Source organism: Tabrizicola sp., assembly GCF_051645465.1.
Lineage (GTDB): Bacteria > Pseudomonadota > Alphaproteobacteria > Rhodobacterales > Rhodobacteraceae > Tabrizicola.
This window is the reverse complement of record NZ_JBOFBI010000240.1, coordinates 1-2,771: the sequence shown is the minus strand read 5'-3', so window position 1 is coordinate 2,771 and position 2,771 is coordinate 1. Positions and strand designations below refer to the sequence as shown.

Here is a 2,771-nt window from a genome sequence, read left to right as displayed (position 1 = left end):
CGATCGTGCTTTCGGTTCCTTTCCTGGGACTGGGTCGCGCCGGATTGCTTTGGCCGAGGGCGACGAAAACGGCGTCAGATCACCCCAGTCACAGTTAGAGCAACGGCGGCGATGGCTGCGTTCGCGTTGTCCATGGTTTGTATTGACTGCGTAAGATAGACAGCCAGAAGGATCGGCGCACGTTCCGGAGGAAGGAGGATCGCGATGTCGTTGAAGGTGCCGTTCTCGCCCGTCCCGGTCTTGTCACCCACTGTCCAGTCTTCCGGGGCACCCGCACGAATTCGTGCGTCTCCAGTCTGGTTTGCGATGAGCCAGGCAGTCAGCTGCCGCCGCGAAGTGTCGCTGAGCGCATCGCCCAAGATCAGTTGCTGCATCAACGCAATCATGGCCTGCGGCGTAGTCGTGTCGCGCGGATCGCCCGGGGCTGCTTCATTGAGTTCGATCTCCCACCGATCCAGTCGTGTGATCTGATCGCCCAATGTACGGATGAAGGCGGTCAAGCCCTCGGGCCCGTTCATAGTGGCGAGCAAGATGTTGGCTGCGGCGTTGTCGCTAAGCGTGACGGTCGCCTCGCACAGCTGCCCGACGGTGATCGTCTTGCCGACCAGCGGTTCGACGGTGGGTGCATGGGGCACAAGATCTTCGGCGCGGACCGGGATCGCGCGGTCAAGCCGTTCTTCCCCAGCATCCACGCGGTGCAGAACCGCTCCGGCAAGAAGGAATTTGAACGTGCTCAGGATGGGGAAGAGCTCGTCTCCGCGCCATGAGTAGGTGGTGCCCGATCCGGTATCAAGGACCGCAACGCCGAGCCTGCCGCCGGTCGAGGCCTCGATTGCGGCGACCTCGGCATCGATCATTTCATAAATGCCGGACGCCATTGGATTTGCGCCAATCGGGCCTGCCGCCAAAACGACGGCCGTGCCGGAAAGCTCGATGAAGTGTCTTCTTGTCAGCATGGTCTACCTCATATTTTTCTTATGTTACCCACTCTACTCGTGCTGATATTGGCGTACAAAGCATGATATCTTGGCGTTATGATAAGAAAAACTAACGGATTCGCATGGATCGCCCACAAATTCCGTTGAATGCACTGCGCGCCTTTGAATCTGCTGCACGGCACCTGCACCTCGGGCGGGCGGCGGTAGAACTTTGCGTGACGCAAGCCGCGGTCAGCCACCAGATCAAAGGTCTGGAGGAAAGGCTTGGCGTGTCATTGTTCCGCCGGGTGCCGCGCGGACTGGTGTTGACGGACGAAGGCGCTGCACTGGTTCCGGTTCTTACCTCGGCGTTCGACAAGATGGCTGAAACGCTGGACCGGTTCATGGATGGCCGGTTTCATGAAACCCTGCATGTCGGTGTAGTTGGCACATTTGCGGTCGGCTGGCTGATGCCTCGTCTTGCAGAGTTCGAAGCGCTGCACCCGACCATCGACCTGCGCATCTACACTAACAACAACCGGGTCGATCTAGCGGGTGAAGGACTGGACATGGCGATCCGCTTTGGCGACGGAAATTGGCAGGCGACTGAGGCTGTGCCACTGTTTGCGGCCCCGATGACGCCGCTCTGCAGTCCAGGAATTGCCCGCGAGATCACGATGCCCTCCGACCTCGCTCAACAAGTGCTGCTGCGGTCCTACCGTGCGGATGAATGGCTGCAGTGGTTCTCTGCTGCCGAGACCGAACCGCCGCCGATGCGTGCCCCGATGTGCGACAGTTCGGTGGCGATTGCGCAGATGGCCGTAAATGGGTACGGTGTGGCACTTTTGCCGACACGGTTGTTCGAGCGCGAGATCGCAGAAGGCAGCCTTTGCCGGCTGTTCGACATCGAAGTCGCCGCGGGCTCTTATTGGTTGACGCGTCTGTCCTCGCGCGGGGAAAGTCCAGCCATGATCAACTTCCGGACTTGGCTGGTCGAATGCAGCAGGGCCACCTCCGCATAGTGCAAGGTTTGTCGAATGTTTACCACATTCCATCCCCCTTCAGCCGAATAGGGCCGATCTTGCGCCATTCTAGGCCCGAGAAGGCCGAAACGCCGTGACCTTCGATTGGTCGAACGGACGACGACTTGTCACCACACCAGTGGGCAGCTCACTTTCGCGAGAATCCGTCGTCGCTCCACGCCTCGCTGCCGGGGCCGTGCCGCATGAAGAACAAGCCATCGGGATCGTAGCGGCGCTTGATGTCGGCAAGACGAGGATAGTTGCCGCCCCAGAACGCCTCTTGCCAATTGTGGGTAAAGTAGTCGCTTTCCGCAACATAGGACCCGGGTGACACAACAAAGCCGCGAAGCTCGGTATAGGCACGCGCGACGGCATCGGCGTCTGTTTGCACCCGTTCGGTATCGGGTTGATGGCCGGGGATGTCGGGGTGAACCAGACGGGACTCGGCCCCGAGGATGACCAGCGCAAAAGCATCGAGCACGGCCGGGTTCATCGCCGTTTCCCGAGTTGCCGCAAGTGCGGGCTCGGGCGCCCCTGCGAGGCCTTTGTTCAGGTGCCAGGCAAGACTCCAGTTCCGTGAGGCATTGAAGGTGGCTTCGGCCAGGCGGGTGTGGGCCTCGGGTGCAAGCAAGGCTGCGGACAACCAGGCTGACTGATAGGCATGCGTGAACCGCCCTGCCTCCTCGGCATTGCCGGACCAGAGAAAGTTCGATTTCGGGGCGTCGGGCCGGGTGTCTGGCTGGATCAGGCCGGGCAACTGGCTTAGTAGCTCTGGGTTCCAGAACTGCGAGGCTGGGCCAGCTAGGATCAGCGGATCGGCTTCCAGCGCATA

Annotated in this window: 3 protein-coding genes; 1 reads left to right on the top strand and 2 read right to left on the bottom strand. The window is 60.6% G+C overall.

Annotated features, from left to right (window positions below; all coding sequences use genetic code 11):
• Positions 1 to 74 precede the first annotated feature (74 nt).
• Complete coding sequence (bla, locus tag ACRCSW_RS15725) at positions 75 to 956, bottom strand: class A beta-lactamase (protein WP_438706590.1); 882 nt, start codon at positions 954 to 956, stop codon at positions 75 to 77.
• A 104-nt stretch (positions 957 to 1,060) separates the two neighbouring features.
• On the opposite strand from bla, the gene ACRCSW_RS15720 reads away from it, so the two are divergent.
• Positions 1,061 to 1,939 carry a LysR family transcriptional regulator gene (locus ACRCSW_RS15720; protein WP_438706589.1) on the top strand — a complete coding sequence of 293 codons (879 nt, stop codon included), beginning with the start codon at positions 1,061 to 1,063 and terminating at the stop codon, positions 1,937 to 1,939.
• Between the two features lie 148 nt (positions 1,940 to 2,087).
• On the opposite strand, the gene ACRCSW_RS15715 is transcribed toward ACRCSW_RS15720, so the two are convergent.
• Positions 2,088 to 2,771, bottom strand: a 684-nt coding sequence (locus ACRCSW_RS15715) for a BBE domain-containing protein (RefSeq protein WP_438706588.1), incomplete at its 5' end; no start/stop codon positions are given.

Excerpts from the sequence above, each read along its gene's own strand:
- bla (WP_438706590.1), bottom strand. The coding sequence starts at position 956 with ATGCTGACAAGAAGACACTTCATCGAGCTTTCCGGCACGGCCGTCGTT.
- ACRCSW_RS15720 (WP_438706589.1), top strand. The coding sequence starts at position 1,061 with ATGGATCGCCCACAAATTCCGTTGAATGCACTGCGCGCCTTTGAATCT.